The organism is Klebsiella pasteurii (assembly GCF_018139045.1).
Taxonomy (GTDB): Bacteria; Pseudomonadota; Gammaproteobacteria; order Enterobacterales; family Enterobacteriaceae; genus Klebsiella; species Klebsiella grimontii.
In genome coordinates, this window is record NZ_CP073236.1 from 1,686,845 (window position 1) to 1,703,845 (window position 17,001).

The window sequence follows — 17,001 nt, forward strand, 5'->3', positions numbered from 1 at the left end:
TTACGAACATTATCTTCAGCCAACCTGAGGTCTGAAGATAATGTCGTAAAAGGTGGTGATAATGACAGAGTTATTGTTGGGGAGTTGCAGTCGCATCGTCAGCGCTTTTCGCGGGAGCGATACTCTCTTTAATCTCTTTGGTTTTATTCGCGGCGTCGCTGGCAAGATTATTCGCGTCAACAATCGCGTTGTCTTTAATTTTTCCCGCTTCCTGGACAATTTGGTCGCTTTTCTGTCGGGCATCCTGCTTAACCGCATCAGCCTGAGCTTGCGCCTGCTGGGCTATAGCCTCCGCTTTTTTATCCGCTTCCGCCTTGATGCTGGAGGCCTGGCTGCTGAGACTGTTCGCCTCGTCCGCCGCCTGTTTTTTTATCGCGTCGATGTGTTTATCGGCTTGATCCTTAATTGCCTCGGCTTTATCGGCCGCCGCCTCTTTAATTTGTTGCGCATTATCTTTAGCTTTATCCAGATTGGCATCAACTTTTGATGAATCATCACAGCCTGCAAGAAATAAGCATACGGCAGAAGCGATCAGCGTTTTACTCCAGAGTTTCATAGTCATTCCTTTATTTATCCGTACCCCCGTAGCGGGGAGAGCATTGCAGCAGGATTGCCAGGATAATTCTCATGACAATTGTGCCATGAAGTTATTTAGCCCCAATACTTAACCCCGCATCCCTTTATTTATAATCGCTAACCAGGCAGAGTCAAGTTCCTGGTCCAGGGACGCTGCGGATATAAAAAAACCCGGGCGGCTGCCCGGGCTTGTACGCGGAAAAAATAGCTTATGCGGAGACGGCGGATTTGACCAGCGTCGGGCCGGCTAGCGCCAGCCGGGCCCCGGCGTCGGTATCGCTATATTGCTTAAAGTTATCCATAAACAACTGCGCCAGGCTCTCGGCCTTCTCCTGCCATTTATCGGCAGAAGGCCAGCCGCTACGCGGGTCGAGCAGCGTGCTGTCGACGCCAGGCACGCTTTGCGGGATAGCGAGACCGAACACCGGCACGGTTTCTTCACGCAGCTCGCCGGTGGTACCGTTTAAAATCGCGCTGATGATATTGCGCGTATCACGCAGCGAAAGACGCTTGCCTTCGCCGTTCCAGCCGGTGTTAACCAGCCAGGCTTCAGCGCCGGCCTCCGCCATTTTGGCCGCCAGAACGCTGGCGTACTGCGTCGGGTGCAGCAGCAAGAACGCCGCGCCGTAGCAGGCGGAAAACGTCGGCGTCGGTTGAGTAATGCCGCGCTCGGTGCCGGCCAGCTTCGAGGTGAAACCGGACAGGAAGTGATACTGCATCTGATCGGTCGTCAGGCGGGATACCGGCGGCAGCACGCCAAACGCATCGGCGGCGAGGAAAATCACCTTCGACGGATGGCCCGCGCGCGACACCGGTTTCACGATGTTTTCAATATGCGATAACGGATAAGAGACGCGGGTATTCTCAGTCTTACTGCCGTCGGCGTAATCCACGCTGCCATCGGCTCTGACCACCACGTTTTCCAGCAGCGCGTTACGGCGAATCGCGCGATAGATTTCCGGCTCGGCCTGCGGGTCAAGATTAATGGTCTTGGCATAGCAACCGCCTTCGAAGTTGAACACGCCATCATCATCCCAGCCGTGCTCGTCATCGCCGATCAGCTGACGCAGCGGATCGGTGGAAAGCGTGGTCTTACCGGTGCCGGAAAGGCCGAAGAACAGCGCCACGTCGCCCGCTTCGCCGCGGTTCGCCGAGCAGTGCATCGAGGCGATTCCCTGCTGCGGGAGCAGATAGTTCATCACCGAGAAGAGGCCTTTCTTCATCTCGCCGCCGTACCAGGTGCCGCCGATCAGCTGAATTTTTTCGCTCAGGTTAAATGCGACAAAGTTTTCGGAGTTAAGCCCCTGCTCTTGCCATTTATCGTTGGTGCAGCCGGCGCCATTGAGGACAACGAAGTCCGGCGTAAATTCAGCCAGTTCCTCTGCGCTCGGCGCAATAAACATGTTTTTCACAAAGTGCGCCTGCCAGGCCACCTCGGTGACAAAGCGGACGCCCAGCCGCGTCGCCGGGCTGGCGCCGCACCAGGCATCAACAACATAAAGTTTCTTGCCGCTCAATTGCCCGGCGACCAGCGCCTTCAGGTCAGCCCAGATTTCGCGGCTCAGCGGCTTATTATCGTTGCGACCCAGACCAGAATCGGCCCACCAGACGGTATCACGCGTCAGCTCGTCTCTGACGATATATTTGTCGCGCGGCGAGCGCCCGGTAAAGATCCCGGTATCCACAGCAACCGCCCCGGACTCGGTCATGACGCCGCGCGCCGCGCCGGTTAATTCCGGGCTGGTTTCATGCGTAATCAGCAAGTCGTAATCGGGGTTATAAAACAGCTCGCTGCTCTCCTGAATACCGAGCGAAAGAAGAGCGTCTTTTACTGATTCAATACGTGACATGGCACTCCTGACAAACTATTGGCTGGATAAGATGCTATTAGGCTATTTCAACCTGTCAGTGAAACGGATGGATTTATTTTAATAAAAAAACCATCGTAAAATTAAATAAACAGGATGAGAAGACCAGAGCCGGCGATGTAAAATCGTGCTCGTGTAGGGTGTCGCCTGTACTTTAGAAATATCGCTTGCACGAATAAGTCATAAGCTAACTCTGCAGAAAATGTTAACACCTGTAGATAATTATGTTAATTGCATAGTTTCTATGCGTTATGCTAAAATTGCATAGCTATTATTGCAGGGGTGGGGAAAGAGTCTGTGCTGGCGAATCTTGAAGTAAAATGGCTTTACGATGTGATTGCCCTTGAGGAGTCCAGAAGCTTTACGCTGGCGGCAAAAAGCCGGAATATCTCACAATCCTCCTTCAGCCGCCGGATTCAGGCGCTTGAGGCCTCGCTGGGCTTCAGCATCTTCGACCGCTCGGCGAACCCGCTCCAGCTCACCAACCGGGGGAAGATATTTGTCGGCTATGCGCGTAATATGCTCGATGATATGGATTTCCAGATCAGCCGAATTAAAGGGCTGAACAACACGACCCAGAAAATAAGAATCGACGCGGCGCCTTCCCTTTCCGTTTTATTGCTCCCCGAAATTATCGCCGGTTATACCGACAGAAAGAATAAAACTTTTCATGTTGAATCGATTAACGTTAACGACGCCGTGTTCAATCTGAAAGAAGGCAAGAGTGATTTTATCCTGTCGTTTTATAATGAAGAACTGATGAACTATCCGTTTATCAATCACAAAATATTCGACTCGGCGCTGCATCTCGTCTCCCCCTGTGATAAACACGGCAGGCCGCTTTTTAATTTGCACCGCGGGGTGCTGCCGCTGATGAAATATGCCAACGACAGCTATATGGGTCGCCAGGTGAACCAGGTTATCGACCGCAAGCCGGAGATTACCTTCTCGTTGACCTTCGTATCCTCCATGAGCGAGCTATTAAAACGCATGATCCTCAACGGCGACGGGGTGGGTTGGCTGCCGCAGTACTCGATCAAACGTGAGCTTGAGGAAGGCCGCCTGGCGATCATGGATGAGAGCCTCTCGCTGCCCATCGGCGCCTACATCTATCGCTCCGGCGCGCGGCTTAATCAGTCCGCCGAGCGTTTCTGGCAGCATATTAAGTCTACGAGCGCCGTGAGCGCATAATTCGCCTGGCGGTGGAAAATTCGCTATCATCCGCCTCCACTTACTATTCGCGCAGCCTGATGTCTACGATTATCGATACCTTTATCGCCCCGCCGTGCCACGCTGAAATTGACATTCTCTATCAGGATGAGCATCTGCTGCTGATCGATAAACCCGCAGGCTTGCTCAGCCTGTCAGGGAAAAACCCGCGCAATCTCGACTCGGTACATTATCGGCTGGTACAGCAGTTTCCCGGCTGCACTCTGGCGCATCGTCTTGATTTCGGCACCTCCGGGCTGATGGTGATTGCGCGCAACAAGGCCATCAACGCCGCCCTCTGCCAGCAGTTCAGCCAGCGTACGGTGAGCAAAGTTTACAGCGCGCTGCTGTGCGGGCATCTGGTGGACGATGAAGGTACCATTGACGCCCCGATAGCCAAAGATCCGGCGCTGTTTCCGCTGATGACGGTTTGCCCGCGCCGCGGCAAGCCAGCCCGTTCCGGCTATCGGGTGGTTGAGCGCCTGCGTTATCAAGATAGCGTGCCGGTGACGCGGGTCCAACTGACGCCGGAAACCGGCCGCACCCACCAGCTGCGTATTCACTGCCAGCAGCTTGGCCACCCTATTCTGGGCTGCGACCTGTACGGCGGTCTGCTACTTCCGGGAACAGAACAGGCGCCGCGCCTGATGCTACACGCCAGCGAACTGCATTTCGTGCATCCGGTTAGCGGAGAGCGGATCGATGCGATAAGTTCCAGCGGGTTTTAAATAGACGCGGCGGCGAAGAGGCCCGGAGTGGTGCCAAAATGCAAGCGGAAGTACTTAATCAAATGACTTTGGTCATAAAAACCGACCTCCGTTGCGACCTGCGCAGCACCTGCACCTTTCGCTAATAATCCTTTTGCTCTGACCAGTCGCAGTTGGGTCAAATATTGATGCACCGATAACCCCGTCTGCGCCTGAAAAGTGCGCATAAAATAAAACTCGCTCAGCCCGGCGACCGTTGCGATCTCTTTGACCGACAGCGACTGCTGATATGCGCAGTGCAAAAAATCTATCGCCCGACGAATATCAGCCCTCACAGCGGGTCGTCGCCCTCCGCGCACGCTGCGTTCGGCATAGCGCCCCACTAGTTGATTAAGCACCTGATAGAGAGTGCACTCTTTTTCCAGTGAATCGCGGCTGGCGCCTAGCACGGCGGAAGCCTTAAGTACGCTCCGTGCCATAAGCGGATCGTATCGCATTCCTTCACCACCGAAATTGACTTCTCCCTTTCCACCCATCACCGTTTCCGCGACTTCGTCAATCAGGCTTGCGGAGGGATAAAAAGCGCAGTAATCCCACCCCTCATCGCGCTGCACTGCTTCACCGGTATGCACCTCGCCAGGCATGATGACCATCACCGTACCCGCAGCCGCAACGCCTCGTTCACGGCAAATACGGGTACGCTGTGCGCCGCGTGCAAAAGCAGCGATCACATATTCATTATGGAAATGCGGCGGATAGCTATGTTCATAGCAGGATGCTCGCAGGATCTCCATACCACCGTGGAGTTTGCTGTCCCGCCAGAGTTTGATATCGTCACGCATCTCATCTCCCCAGTTTGTACCTTTCCCATATATATCGTGATCGTTGCGCAAATGCGCAGGATTTTACTATCGCGCCCCTGGCCAATTCTTAAGATTACCATTCAGCAACGCATAAAATGGAAGTCATCAATGTTAATTACAATCAAAACTTCGGCAAAGAATGGGGCATCAGCGCAATTCCGTGAGGGCGTCATCGCTTGTCTCCCCACCATTCCCGGTTACTGGAGCATCGGTTTCGCCGCCGGCGCTATCGGGACACTATCCGGTTTTTCCACTCTTCAAACAGCGCTGCTGGCCAGCGCCCTGTATGCAGGTTCGGCGCAGTTCCTGTTTTATTCGCTTTGGGCGACCGGTGCAGAAATTGCATCCGTTGTGTTAAGCATACTGCTGGTTAACCTGCGCTATCTGTTGATGAGTTCAGCCATAAGCATCTTCTTTCGTCCCTACACGGTGCTGCAAAAAATCATCAGCGGACTGCTGCTGACGGATGAAACCTTCGGCGTAGCGGTACAACATGGTGGAGGGAAAAACAGTATCACTTACCCATGGATGCTCGGACTCAATCTGACTGCATGGTTAAACTGGATCCTCGCCTGCGTGTCAGGCGCCGTATTAGCCTCAGCGCTTCCATCATCGTTGATGGAAGGATTGAGCTTTAGTCTGGTGTCGATGTTCATCGGCCTGGTTTTGGCCCTGTGGTTTGCCAGCCAACGTAAAATGCTGGAACTGTTCAGCATTAGTATCGCGGTCCTCATCACGCTATTTACCTCTGGACATATCGATATGAGTCTCGTCGTTATCGCCGCAGCCTCTGTAGCGGCAACGCTGGCTACCGCTGGGTTGTATCTGTTCAGTAACAAAGAGGAGAAATAAAATGGATCGCAATATTATCCTGGCCATTCTTGCTTCAGCGCTGGTAACGGCGCTCATGCGTACGGCGCCGATTCTTCTCCTTTCACGCTTTCGTCTGCCATCGGCTCAGCAGCAATGGCTTAGCTTTATTCCATCTGCCATTATGGCGGCTATTGTGACGGCAGAACTGGTTGGCAAGCCGGTATTAACCCCATCGGGTATCAGTATTTCAGCGCTGGCCGCTCTTGCCGCGACGCTTGTTGGGCTGATCACGCGCAGTCTTTTCGCCACCGTGATCGTTGGTATGGTAGCCTTTTCATCCTTCAGCTATTTCCTGCTCTAGCCTCCGGGCAGTGGTCATCTGCCACTGCCTTTTCGCGTTAACCGTTTTACTCCCCCGAAGTGTGAGATATCGCGTTAAATAACAAAGAAGTTAAATCGCTTAGCTTTGCCAGAAACTGACCTTATTCTCTGTCGAACACGGTGATATAGCGCCACCCGGCAAAAATGCTCACGCCTGCGCAAACCAGCAGCGACGCTCCCAGCGATTGCCCCCACCCGGCCGCCAGCAGACCGGCGCCAATCAGCACATAATAAAACAGGCCGAAAAAGGCGCCAGCGGTGCCCCGACAGTCGCCGTAGGCGCTCAGCGCTGACCCCAGCACCAGCGGGATCGCCATGGCATAGGCAAGGGTCACCAGCACCACTGGCGCCACAAACCAGATCGATTCCCGCAGCACGTACACCGCGACGCCGCCGACGAAGTGCAGAATGCAGGCAATCGACAGTATTCGGCCCAGTGGGACATGCTGACGCAGCAGCAGGCGGTTAAGCAGCGCGCGGAGCAGCGAACCGGCGGCAAGCGCCACGCCGCTGTAGCCAAAGGCCAGGGCATCAAGATTGAATCGGGCGAACAGAAACGGGGCCAGGCTGTAGTAGCTGAACAGGCTGACGTTAAATGCCGCCACCAGTATTGCCGCCAGCGCGACATATTTATCCCCCGCCATCCGCCGCATCACGCGAAGAAACGGTTCCCCAGCGCGATTTTGCGGACGCGTTTCCGGCATCAGCCGCAGGCAGCCCAGCAGGAGCGCGGCGGCCAGAAGCGCCAGCGCGCTGAAGACGCCGCGCATCCCCCAGATGGCGGTCAGTGCGCCGCCGATATAGACTCCGACGGCCGGACTCACCGCCAGCGCCATGCCGATAAAAGAAAAAATCCCCGCCAGCTGCCGCCCGCTATAGCAGTCCCGCAGGACCGTCTGCGTCACTACGGAGCCGGTTGCCGCGCCAATAGCCGTCACTATCCGTGCCGCCAACAGCAACGAAAAATCCGCAGCCCACAGCGCCATCAGGCATCCCATCGCATAAACGCCCAGCCCGGCCAGCAGCGCCGGACGCCGGCCGTAGCGATCGCTGAAACCGCCCCACAGCAGTACGCCGACGGCAAAACCGATAAAGTAGACGGAGAGGGTTTGCGCCGCCTGCGGCGCGCTCACGGAAAATTGGGCGCTGATATCGGTCAACGCCGGGCTATAAATCGTTTCCGCTATTTGCGGAAACATCAGTAGCGCGGTAACCAGCACCAGCGCGGCACGTCCCAACATATCCACCTCCGGATAAACAAGAGGCGCTATTGTAGGCAGGCCGTTTTTCGAACATTATAAACATAATGACTTTAAATATCGGAAATCAGACATTATGGCCTGGCTTGACGCTGATGCCGCATTCGATCCGGATACCTTAAAAACTCGCCTGATTGGCGTACAGTCGGCGTTAGGGGATCACGATTCCGGCAGCCACCGGCATAAGATGGCGCAGATCCTGTTTACCCGTCAGGGATGCGTTCGTTTGACCCTCAACGATGGCGCCCTTCTGTGCCTGCTTCCGCCGGGACGCGCGGCCTGGATCCCCGCTGAAGTCAGCCATCGCGCGGAGATGAAAAACATTGTCGATTATCGTTCCGTCTGGTTTCAGCCGCAGCGTTACCCTCAGTTGCCAACACAGTCGGCGATACTCAACGTGGTGCCGCTGCTGCGCGAACTATTAGAACGCATCAGCGCCAGCCCCTGGGATACCGACTGGGAAGCCGAACCGGCGCGGCATCTTGCCGCCCTGTGCCAGGCGGAAATTCGCCTCGCGGCCCAGGAGCCGATGATGCTCGCGCTGCCACAGGATAAACGGCTGGCAAGCCTTTGCGGCGACGCGCTGCCGCCGGCGCTTGGGGCGCTCGCTGCCCGCTGCGGCGCCAGCGAAAAAACCATCAGCCGCCTGTTCCGCCGCGATACCGGGATGACCTACCAGCAGTGGCGACAACAGTGGCGATTAATGAAAGCGGTCGAGATGCTGGCAACCGGGGAGCGCATCACCGATACGGCGCAGGCGCTCGACTTCGCCAGCGATAGCGCTTTTATCTACTTTTTCCGCACCATGACCGGCATGACGCCGGGGCGTTATTTTTCCGCCTGATTCTGGCCGCCCGGCGTAAACGGCGGCAGCTTGAGAAAGGTGCTTTGCAGCCCCTCGGACCACGCTTTGCGAATGGTATTGAAATAGGGATCGCTTTCGGTGATCCGATGCTGTTCGGCGCTGCTCAGGCTCCCGCTGCGGTACAGCAGCGTGTCCAGCGGCAGCCCCACCGAAAGATTGCTGCGCAGGGTGGAGTCGATCGAAATCAGCGCGCAGCACATCGCCTGCTCCAGCGGAGTATCGATGGTCAACACCCGGTCGATGATCGGCTTGCCGTATTTGCTCTCGCCAATCTGGAAATAGGGCGTGTCGCGTGTGGCTTCGATAAAGTTGCCTTCCGGGTAGATATGAAACAGCCGGTGCGTTTCCCCGGCGATCTGCCCGCCGAGCAGCAGGTTGCAGTTGAAGTTGGTATTGCCGCAGTTCTGCTGATTGCTGCTGTCGCGCTGAATCACCTCCTGCAAGGTTTTACCGATCAGCATCGCCGCGTCGTATAACGAGGTCACCTGCATCAGATTGGGCTCCTGCTGGGTACGAATGCGGCCGCTGAGCAGGCTAATCACGCTTTGCGTGGTGGCCAGGTTTCCCGCCGACTGCAGCACCATGACCCGTTCGCCATCCTGATGGAAAACGTGCAGTTTTTTAAACGTTGCAATATGGTCCACTCCCGCGTTGGTGCGGGAGTCTGAGGCAAATACCAGTCCATCTGACAAACACATGGCCACACAGTAGGTCATCGTTTTTCGTTCCTGCCGTTATTGCTGCTGCGCCTGCTGCGAATGCTCGCGCACTTCAGCGTTAGTTAACATGATTTCTCCCCCGCCGCCGAGGCGGGTGCCGCGAACCGGGCACGCATCAAGATAGTCCAGCCCGGTCGCCAGCCGCAAATGTTGATTCAGGCTGCGCGTGTTATTGGTGATATCAAACGACTGCCAGCGCTCGTTGAGCCATACTTCGGCCCACGCGTGCATGGCGACGTGCTCGGCATTATCGCTGTAGACGTAGCCGCTGACGTAGCGCGCCGGGATCTCCAGCGCCCGGCAGCAGGCGAGAAACACATGGGTGTGATCCTGGCAAACGCCCTTCGCGCGCGCAAAGGCATCGGCGGCGGAATCCTGCACCTGCGTGGCGCCCGGCGAATAGGGCATTCTCAACAGTAGTTCGCCCATTAACTGGTTCAGGCTCTCTTCCTGCGCCTCGGGCTGATACCAGCGCTGGGCGAATTCGCGGATCGGGCCGTCAGCGCGCGTAAGCGGCGTACAACGCAAGAAAACCAGCGGCGAAAGCAGCTCCTGCGGCTCCGCGCCGATATCGTCCCCCTCTTCCGCGATATCGACGATCCCGCTGGCGCGAATGGTTATCTCTTTATGCGGATTATCCAGCGTCAGCACGTGCAGCACGTTGCCCCACGCGTCGGTGGTAGCGACGGCGGAACCGTCCGGCAAGGTCAATGACCAGGCGGTGATCTTCTGGCGGCCGGTGCTGCGCGGCGTCAGGCGCAGATACTGGGTCGAAAACTTCACTTCTTCATCATAGCCGTAGCGGGTCAGGTGATCGATAACCAGTTTCATAACGCCTCCAGATAGGTTTGTCTGATGCTGTCAGAAAGCGCGTTAATCCGCGCCAGCAGTGCATTAAGGGTGATCTGTAAATCGGCCTGCGCCAGATCGTCACGGGTGCTGAAGCGCAGGTCGACGTTCAGCTGGTGCGCCAGGCGCAGCGGCAGGTGCGAGCGATCGTTGGCAATCTGCTCCAGTTGCCCGACGAGGTCGGAGATGCTCGCTCTTAGCGATCTCGGTACATCATCGCGCAGGATCAGCAGTTCCATTACCGTCTCGCGGCTTACCGGCTGGCGGTAGATGCTGTTATAGGCCTCGCGGGCGCTGACCGCGTTGAGCAGCGTATCCAGCCGGTAGTACTCGCGTACCGGGTCAGGATCGCTGGTCAACTGCTGATCCTTAATCAACAGCAGCTGCGCGGTGGCGGACGCCCGTTCGATCAGCGTCCCGATGCCGATAAAGCTCAGGGCGTCATTGCGCAGCAGCGTACCGAGAATCGCCCCGCGAAACAGATGCACCCGCTCTTTGACCCATTCAAAAAAAGCGTCATTGCCCAGCTCGCCGATCCCCTGCTGGCGCAGTTTCCGCAGCTCAATACGCGTGGCGTTGATGCTTTCCCACACCTCCGCCGACAGGCTGCCGCGCACCGCGTGGGCGTTGTTCCACGCCATCTCGACGCAGCTGAAAATGCTGTACGGGTTGTTGCCGTCGAGGGCGAAAAAATTGAGCAGGTTGCTCATAGTGAAACGCGCGTGGCGCGCCTGAAACAGCTCGTGAGTCAGCGACAAATTGAGCGGTAAGGCTAAATCCCGCGACTGCTGGCTGTGGCGGGGGATCATCGACAGCTTCCAGGTCACGTCGAGCACCCGGGCATAGCTTTCCGCGCGCTCAAGGTAGCGCGCCATCCAGAAGAGTTCACTCGCTGTGCGGCTTAACATGATTCATCATCCTCCATCACCCAGGTATCCTTGGTGCCGCCGCCCTGCGACGAGTTCACCACCAGCGAGCCTTCGGTTAGCGCCACCCGGGTCAGGCCGCCGGGAACCAGGCGGATCTCCTGGCCGGAGAGCACGAAGGGACGTAAATCGATATGGCGCGGCGCCAGCCCCTCGTCGACAAAGGTTGGGCAGGTCGAGAGCGCCAGGGTGTCCTGGGCAATATAGTTGGCCGGATTCGCCAGCAGGCGCTGGCGGAACGCTTCGCGTTCCTCTTTAGTCGAGCGCGGACCGACCAGCATCCCGTAGCCGCCCGCGCCGTGAACCTCCTTCACCACCATCAGTTCAAGATTGCTCAGCACGTAGCTGAGATCCTCCGCTTTACGGCACTGCCAGGTGGGAATATTGCTCAGGATCGGCTGTTCGCCCAGATAGAAGCGGATCATCTCCGGCACGAAGGGGTAGATCGATTTATCGTCGGCGACGCCGGTGCCGATGGCGTTGGCCAGCACCACGCCCCCAGCGCGATATACCGACAGCAGGCCCGGAACGCCTAGCATGGAGTCGGCCTTGAAGGCCAGCGGGTCAAGATACGCGTCGTCGATACGCCGGTAAATGACGTCCACCCGCCGCGGCCCCTCGGTGGTACGCATGTACACCGCCCCGGTTTTAATAAACAGATCCGCGCTTTCCACCAGCTCAACGCCCATCTGCTGGGCCAAAAAGCTGTGTTCAAAATAGGCGCTGTTAAATCGTCCTGGCGTCATCACCACCACGCACGGATCGTCCACCGGCGAGCTTTCACGCAGCGTTTGCAGCAGATAACTGGGGTAGCGTTCGACTGGCGCAATGTGGTGCTGTTCAAACATTTCAGGATACAGCCGCATCATCATTTTGCGGTTTTCCAGCATATAGGAGACGCCGGAAGGCGTGCGCAGATTATCCTCCAGCACGTAATACTGGCCGTCGCTGTTGCGCACCATATCGACCCCGGTGATATGGGCATAGGTGTTATTGGGTAAATTTATCCCCTGCATACAGGGCTGATACTGTTCGTTAGCCAGCACCTGCTCGGCCGGGATCAGCCCGGCGCGGAGGATGTTTTGATCGTGGTAAATATCATAAAGGAAAGCGTTGAGCGCTTTCACCCGCTGGCGGATGCCGCGGTCAATCCGCTGCCACTCGCCGGCGGGAATAATGCGCGGCACGCTGTCGAAAGGGATCAGTCGTTCGGTGCCCTCATCCTCACCGTAGACGTTAAAGGTGATGCCGATACGGTGAAAGAGCAGCTCCGCCTGCTCTTTTTTCTGCCGGATAGAGAATTGATCGGTGCTGCGAAACCATTGCCACCAGGCGTTATAGTGCTGACGCTGCTCTCCCTGTGCGGTAAGCATCTCATCATAATAATGCCCGTCAGGAAGCGTTATTTTTATCATGGCCGTCTCCTCCGGTTGTACTCACTTTGAGGTAATCCCGGTAAGAGATAAGCATTAATTATGCCAGGTAGCGCAGCGCGGCGATGGGGCGTAACGTTATCGCGCCGCCGCGCCGAATTGAATAAAAAACAACCAGATGCTTTGCTTATTTATGGTTTGTTGGACGCCCGAAATGCACCAATATGGGGCGTCCGTTTCGGCTTTGCCGCCTGCGCCCGTCCCACATCGCCGAGAGTACCCCACCCGTCGGGCCATCCGGCAAAAGGCGCTACTCTGGCCAAACATCAGCTGCGGTCAGTCGTTAACATGCCTTAGCTCCAGCCAATGCACCACCAGACCCGGTTTGATAAAATCAAAGCCCACCCGATATTTCCCCGGCTGCAGCTCGATCCGACACAGCTTCTGCACGCTCTCACGGCCAAGAGTGCCGTTGGTCTGAATGGTCGCCACAAACTGGTTATTGAGCAGCAGATTTCAGGCGGTTTGCGCCAGCGGCGCGCCGTTAGCGTGTACATTGACCAGAACATCGTAGCGCGCGGCCTGCTCAACGCTTAGCACCAGATCCTCGTCGCAGCGCAGACGCGATTGCTCGGCGATTTTTATCGCCCCCTCGCAGTCTGCGACGCAGCCAGGTTCCGCCGCCAGACGAATGATATCCGCGCGCGGCTTCTCCCCGCGCTTAAACACCTGGGTCTGCAGCATAAAATTGAGGATGTTTGCCGCGCACCGCTGCAGTTCGCCGAGCGTCAGTTCACCTTTCGCCAGCGCCGTAAGAGTATTATCCCCGGCCGCGTTAATCTCCGCGCCGTTATTGTTGACCACCATATAGAGATCGTTCTGCGCGCGTATCATCGCCGCGGTGTTGTGGGTACTCGCCGCCCCGCCATCGATGGGGTCGTTCATCGTAGCCCACCAGTCGGTCATGACGACTCCGCGAAAGCCCCACTCCTCGCGCAGTACGGTGGTGGTGAGATCGTAGTTGGATGCGGCATGGTAGCCGTTGAGCGGGTTATAGGCGGTCATCACCGCGCTGGCGCCGCCGGTTTTCACCGCGTATTCGAAACCTTTCAGATAGATTTCGCGCAGCGCGCGCTCCGATACCACCGAGTCCGCCCTGGCTCTGGCGAATTCCTGATTATTACAGGCGAAGTGCTTAAGGGTCGCTATCCCGCCGCCGCTGCGAATGCCGCGAACCACCGCCGCCGCCATCATTCCGGTAAGCAGCGGGTCTTCGGAAAAGTACTCGAAATTACGCCCGTTGAGCGGATGGCGCTGGATGTTCATCCCCGGCCCCAGCAGCAGGTCAATACCGTTGCGCAGTAGCTCTTTTCCCTCCATCACGTATAAACGCTCAACGAGGATCGGATCCCAGCTGGAGGCCAGCAGCGTCCCGCTGGGGAGCAGTGTGGCCTTCGCGCCGTTATCCATACGGATGCCGGAAGGCCCATCGGCGGTGGACGCCAGCGGGATCCCTTTTTCCAGCAGGCTATCGGCCACTCCGCCAAAGGCCGACGCGACGCCGGGGGTGACTTTATGGCTGCACATACCTTCTCCGCGCACCAGGCAGGCCAGCTCCTCCACTGACAGCTGAGCAATAAAGGCATTCATCGTGGCGCGCCCTTCAGCAACGTCGCTGAGGGTAAGCCCCTGGTTGCCGGTGAGGGAAATTGTCTCCGGCAGGCGCGCCTCAACCCTTGAGCGCAGATTAATCTCCCGGCGCGGCACGTCTTCCCATTCGATCTCATAGCGGCCATCGTCACCATCGGCAACCGGTTTAATACGGACAAAAGGCACCGTCGGGGCCAGCACCTGCTGGTGACGGGACAGCACCCGCAGCGTCTTTTGCGAATACCCCGCCTCTCCGTCAATCGGTAACGGCTGCAGTTCGCGCACGCTGTTGCCGATCAGCAAACGGTAAAGGCCGGGTTCCATCACGTAGCAATGCGGGTGACCTGTCGCCCCGCTATCGTCCAGGGATGCAAAACGCTCCAGCGGGATCGATAGCGTTAAGGTTTCGCTTTCACCCGGCTGCAGCAGGCAGGTTTTAGCGAAGGCCATCAGTGCCCGGGCCGGTTTGCCGAGCGCTCCCTGCGGCGCCTGGAGGTAGATTTGCACCACTTCTTTGCCGGCAAAGCGGTCGCCGCGGTTAGTGACGGTAACGGTCGCCTTGATCCGATCGCCGAAGGCCTGCGCCCGCGCCGATGACAGGGTGAAGCGGGTGTATGAGAGACCAAATCCGAAAGGATACTGCAGGCGCTGGGGACAAAAGGTTTCGAAGTAGCGATATCCGACGTAAATATCTTCCTGATAGAGGTTTTGCGCTTGTGCTCCCCAGCAGGGCGATGCCGGGTGGTCGTCCAGGGAGGCGACAATGCTGCCCACCAGCTTACCGGACGGCGTTACATCGCCGTACAGCAGCGATGCAGCCGCCCGGGCGCCGTCGGCGCCGCCGTGCCAGACGTACAGCAGCGCACGAACGCGTTTACGCAACAGAGGATCGTCAGCCCACGAGAGATCGATTAGCCCGGCGGTATTCAGCACCACCGCCACGTCATCAAACTCGCGGCAGACCTGGCGCAGCAGCGTTATCTCGTCTGCGGTTAGCCGATAGCCGCCTTCTACATCGGCGTTGTCCTGGTCCTCCCCCGCGGTACGGCCAAGCACAATCACCGCCTGGCTGGAGACGGCGCGCGCCTGGCGAATCTGCTGGTCGCTAAGCGGCATCTCCTGCTGATGCCAGGGCTCGGCGGCCCAGGCTCCCCCGCCGTTGTCAAAAGGATGCTGCGCAATCCAGCGTTCATAGAGCCCGGCCAGTTGCTCATTCAGCCTCTTCCCGTTTCGCGCGCGCATCGCCTGCAGCAGGGTTGTCCGGCTCACCACGTTAACCGCCCCGCCTGACCCGGTGCCGCTGCGATAGTAGTCAATCTGCGTACGGCCAAACAACGAAACCGGCTGCTCGGGATCGAGCGGCAACATTTGGCGATCGTTTCTCAGCAGCACCGCGCCTTCGGCGGCAGCGGCGGCGGCAAATTCGGCAAACCCTTCCAGCGGGGTCCCCGCTTTACTGTCAAACATGGTGTTGTCCTGTTAACTCATGCCTCTGCGGGAGGCTTAATCACATAATGAACAGAGCCCGCACGATGCGGGCTCTGCTTTGATCAGAAGAAATATTTGAAGCGTAGACGACCGCCGTAGCGGGAGTCTTCCTGACCATCGCCGCTGGTCGGATTGGATTCAATCCACGAGGCGTAGGCGCCAAGATAGATGTTGAAGTTCTTCATATTCATGACGTTCGGGAACAGGTACGACGCATGAATCGTGTGGATATCGTATTTGCCCGGATCGGCGATCCAGCAGCTATCGTCGCAGTCAGCGATAAAATTAGCGGTGTTAAAGCTGTCGATCTTGTTATGCGCGTAAATGTAGCCAAGCTCGAAGCCGCGCCACAGAGAATTCACCCCCACGGTGAAGTCGGTTTCATCCTCGGCATCCATCCAGGCGAAGTTAAGGTTGCTCACCACGCCATCCAGCGGATCGGTTTTTTGCCCGTTCCACGTCATCGTATAGCCATAGCCGGTACGGCTGGACTGATCGACCCAGTGCCCTTTCGCATCGTGATAGCCATAGGCGTTATTGACCACGTTGCTTTCCATCGCGATGGCGGTGGAGAAGCGCCCGCTGTTCCACGCGACGACCGGGCGCAAATAGGCCACATTTTTCTCATTTTCCAACTCAGTCCCGTGATACTGCTTATCCTGGAACAGCGTGCTGCCGTCTTCCAACAAGGTATTGAGTTCGAAATACCAGTTATCAAGGGTTTTGCTGACCAGGAAGTTGCCGCCGCTGCTGCTACGGCCGCGCCCTTCCTTCATCATGTAGATATAGCCGTAGCCGTCACTGTAAAGATCGTTGGCGGTGTTCCCGGAGTATTCCACGAACGTATCCTGGTTCAGCGGGAACATATCGTAAGCCTCAAAGCGCCCAACCTTCACCTTCCAGTCATTTTCCTGACCAAAGAAGAACACCGCATCATCAAGGTTCATTTTGCCGTTCAGGTCCGCCAGCGGTTGGACGGAAAAACCGGCGAAATTGCCGTTATCCATTTTGCGCATGCCGTCAAAACCTAACAGCAGTCGGCCGTTAATATCCCAGCGTTCGTTATTGCCCGGCGCCCAGTCTTTATTCGCCGTGGTTTTTACCGAGGTCAGGCTTCCGCTGCTGCTGGCGCCGTCCATATTGAATTCGACATCGCCATAAAACTTGATATCGCCGTAGCCGGAGAGCGTCAGTTTCGTCGGCTCAGCGCCCGGTGCGGCAGGCTCCGCGGACTGCACCTTCACCGTTGGCGCGCTTTTCGCCGCGACGGCCTGCTGCCGGGTTAACGTCTGGATTTTCGCTTCCGCATCGGCCGCCCGTTGCTCAGCGTTCATTAAACGCTGTTCCAGTTGGGCTAACCGATTTTCAATATCCGCAGATTGATAATTTGTCGCTGCCAAAAGACCAGAGGAGAATACGCCACTAATAACCAGAGCTATATATTTTACTTTCATG

General features: G+C 57.1%; 14 protein-coding genes and 1 pseudogene. 5 read left to right on the forward strand and 10 right to left on the reverse strand.

Going from position 1 to position 17,001, the window contains the following annotated elements; translation table 11 throughout:
• Window positions 1-70: 70 nt before the first annotated feature.
• Window positions 71-556, reverse strand: a complete 486-nt coding sequence (locus KCG39_RS07935) for a hypothetical protein (protein ID WP_004121904.1) — start codon at window positions 554-556, stop codon at window positions 71-73.
• Window positions 557-785: 229 nt separating this feature from the next.
• The gene (pckA, locus tag KCG39_RS07940; protein ID WP_049115016.1) at window positions 786-2,426 is read right to left on the reverse strand and encodes a phosphoenolpyruvate carboxykinase (ATP); all 1,641 of its coding nucleotides are present in this window, start codon (window positions 2,424-2,426) and stop codon (window positions 786-788) included.
• A gap of 315 nt (window positions 2,427-2,741) precedes the next feature.
• On the opposite strand from pckA, the gene KCG39_RS07945 reads away from it, so the two are divergent.
• Both KCG39_RS07945 and KCG39_RS07950 read left to right on the forward strand, forming a co-directional pair.
• Window positions 2,742-3,635, forward strand: coding sequence for a LysR substrate-binding domain-containing protein (locus tag KCG39_RS07945; protein WP_004121910.1), 894 nt, complete (start codon window positions 2,742-2,744; stop codon window positions 3,633-3,635).
• A gap of 59 nt (window positions 3,636-3,694) precedes the next feature.
• Window positions 3,695-4,381, forward strand: coding sequence for an RluA family pseudouridine synthase (locus tag KCG39_RS07950; protein WP_142468175.1), 687 nt, complete (start codon window positions 3,695-3,697; stop codon window positions 4,379-4,381).
• Here the strand turns inward: KCG39_RS07950 and KCG39_RS07955 are convergent.
• Window positions 4,378-5,202, reverse strand: a complete 825-nt coding sequence (locus tag KCG39_RS07955) for an AraC family transcriptional regulator (protein WP_004121916.1) — start codon at window positions 5,200-5,202, stop codon at window positions 4,378-4,380. The genes KCG39_RS07950 and KCG39_RS07955 overlap by 4 nt on opposite strands.
• 129 nt (window positions 5,203-5,331) lie before the next feature.
• Here KCG39_RS07955 and KCG39_RS07960 point away from each other — a divergent pair, with 129 nt between their 5' ends.
• Together KCG39_RS07960 and KCG39_RS07965 are read left to right on the forward strand one after the other, a co-directional pair.
• Entirely contained in the window at window positions 5,332-6,075 is a 744-nt protein-coding gene (locus KCG39_RS07960) for an AzlC family ABC transporter permease (protein ID WP_004121919.1), read from the forward strand.
• 1 nt (window position 6,076) lies between these two features.
• Entirely contained in the window at window positions 6,077-6,397 is a 321-nt protein-coding gene (locus KCG39_RS07965) for an AzlD domain-containing protein (protein WP_049113028.1), read from the forward strand.
• 121 nt (window positions 6,398-6,518) lie between these two features.
• On the opposite strand, the gene KCG39_RS07970 is transcribed toward KCG39_RS07965, so the two are convergent.
• Window positions 6,519-7,658 (reverse strand): MFS transporter, encoded by a 1,140-nt coding sequence (locus KCG39_RS07970; protein WP_211811580.1) that lies wholly within the window; start codon window positions 7,656-7,658, stop codon window positions 6,519-6,521.
• Window positions 7,659-7,752: 94 nt separating this feature from the next.
• Here KCG39_RS07970 and KCG39_RS07975 point away from each other — a divergent pair, with 94 nt between their 5' ends.
• Entirely contained in the window at window positions 7,753-8,520 is a 768-nt protein-coding gene (locus KCG39_RS07975) for an AraC family transcriptional regulator (protein ID WP_087828981.1), read from the forward strand.
• Here the strand turns inward: KCG39_RS07975 and KCG39_RS07980 are convergent.
• The 6 genes and pseudogenes from KCG39_RS07980 to KCG39_RS08005 all read right to left on the reverse strand — a co-directional run bounded on the left by KCG39_RS07980 (window position 8,505) and on the right by KCG39_RS08005 (window position 17,000).
• Entirely contained in the window at window positions 8,505-9,257 is a 753-nt protein-coding gene (locus tag KCG39_RS07980; RefSeq protein ID WP_004121932.1) for a proteasome-type protease, read from the reverse strand. The two genes, KCG39_RS07975 and KCG39_RS07980, sit on opposite strands and share 16 nt — an antisense overlap.
• A gap of 18 nt (window positions 9,258-9,275) precedes the next feature.
• Complete coding sequence (locus tag KCG39_RS07985; RefSeq protein ID WP_004121934.1) at window positions 9,276-10,091, reverse strand: transglutaminase family protein; 816 nt, start codon at window positions 10,089-10,091, stop codon at window positions 9,276-9,278.
• Window positions 10,088-11,017 carry an alpha-E domain-containing protein gene (locus tag KCG39_RS07990; protein ID WP_004121935.1) on the reverse strand — a complete coding sequence of 310 codons (930 nt, stop codon included), beginning with the start codon at window positions 11,015-11,017 and terminating at the stop codon, window positions 10,088-10,090. The genes KCG39_RS07985 and KCG39_RS07990 overlap by 4 nt, the downstream gene beginning before the upstream one ends.
• Window positions 11,011-12,450, reverse strand: a complete 1,440-nt coding sequence (locus KCG39_RS07995; protein WP_004121936.1) for a circularly permuted type 2 ATP-grasp protein — start codon at window positions 12,448-12,450, stop codon at window positions 11,011-11,013. The genes KCG39_RS07990 and KCG39_RS07995 overlap by 7 nt, the downstream gene beginning before the upstream one ends.
• Before the next feature lie 294 nt (window positions 12,451-12,744).
• Window positions 12,745-15,525, reverse strand: a pseudogene (locus KCG39_RS08000) (beta-glucosidase).
• A gap of 83 nt (window positions 15,526-15,608) precedes the next feature.
• Window positions 15,609-17,000, reverse strand: a complete 1,392-nt coding sequence (locus KCG39_RS08005; RefSeq protein WP_087829051.1) for a carbohydrate porin — start codon at window positions 16,998-17,000, stop codon at window positions 15,609-15,611.
• Between the last annotated feature and the right edge of the window lies 1 nt (window position 17,001).

Bases quoted from the DNA above. Each gene is read 5' to 3' on its own strand.
- KCG39_RS07935 (WP_004121904.1), bottom strand. From the start codon at position 556: ATGAAACTCTGGAGTAAAACGCTGATCGCTTCTGCCGTATGCTTATTT.
- pckA (WP_049115016.1), bottom strand. From the start codon at position 2,426: ATGTCACGTATTGAATCAGTAAAAGACGCTCTTCTTTCGCTCGGTATT.
- KCG39_RS07950 (WP_142468175.1), top strand. From the start codon at position 3,695: ATGTCTACGATTATCGATACCTTTATCGCCCCGCCGTGCCACGCTGAA.
- KCG39_RS07955 (WP_004121916.1), bottom strand. From the start codon at position 5,202: ATGCGTGACGATATCAAACTCTGGCGGGACAGCAAACTCCACGGTGGT.
- KCG39_RS07960 (WP_004121919.1), top strand. From the start codon at position 5,332: ATGTTAATTACAATCAAAACTTCGGCAAAGAATGGGGCATCAGCGCAA.
- KCG39_RS07965 (WP_049113028.1), top strand. From the start codon at position 6,077: ATGGATCGCAATATTATCCTGGCCATTCTTGCTTCAGCGCTGGTAACG.
- KCG39_RS07970 (WP_211811580.1), bottom strand. From the start codon at position 7,658: ATGTTGGGACGTGCCGCGCTGGTGCTGGTTACCGCGCTACTGATGTTT.
- KCG39_RS07975 (WP_087828981.1), top strand. From the start codon at position 7,753: ATGGCCTGGCTTGACGCTGATGCCGCATTCGATCCGGATACCTTAAAA.
- KCG39_RS07980 (WP_004121932.1), bottom strand. From the start codon at position 9,257: ATGACCTACTGTGTGGCCATGTGTTTGTCAGATGGACTGGTATTTGCC.
- KCG39_RS07985 (WP_004121934.1), bottom strand. From the start codon at position 10,091: ATGAAACTGGTTATCGATCACCTGACCCGCTACGGCTATGATGAAGAA.
- KCG39_RS07990 (WP_004121935.1), bottom strand. From the start codon at position 11,017: ATGTTAAGCCGCACAGCGAGTGAACTCTTCTGGATGGCGCGCTACCTT.
- KCG39_RS07995 (WP_004121936.1), bottom strand. From the start codon at position 12,450: ATGATAAAAATAACGCTTCCTGACGGGCATTATTATGATGAGATGCTT.
- KCG39_RS08005 (WP_087829051.1), bottom strand. From the start codon at position 17,000: ATGAAAGTAAAATATATAGCTCTGGTTATTAGTGGCGTATTCTCCTCT.